1 protein-coding gene is annotated in these 278 nt (G+C 57.9%); it reads left to right on the top strand.

Translation table 11 applies throughout. The features are described 5' to 3' along the window. Nucleotides 1-81: 81 nt before the first annotated feature. Nucleotides 82-278 (top strand): hypothetical protein (locus tag SB765_RS29295; protein ID WP_410932445.1); only part of this gene is annotated, 197 nt, incomplete at its 3' end.

Raw genomic sequence — 278 nt, forward strand, 5'->3', positions numbered from 1 at the left:
GTGGCAATGAAAAATGTGGCAATGCATGGCGTGGCAATGCATGGCGTGGCAATGCATGGTGTGGCAAGGTGGCGCAGTCATATGCGCCGCGACAATGAGAAGGCCTTTGATCTCGGATCGAAGGCCTTTTTGTTTGTATGCAGCATGTTTGTCTGCGGCATGGTTGTGCACTGCATGCTTGCCGGCCGTTCTTGCCGAATGTTCCTGCTCGGCGCCTTTGTCGGCCATGCCATGGTCGGGCATCTTGGGGGCATGCCGTGGAACGTCGCGGGCACGGG

The organism is Pseudomonas sp. SIMBA_067, from assembly GCF_046534675.1.
In the GTDB taxonomy this organism is placed as follows: domain Bacteria; phylum Pseudomonadota; class Gammaproteobacteria; order Pseudomonadales; family Pseudomonadaceae; genus Aquipseudomonas; species Aquipseudomonas putida.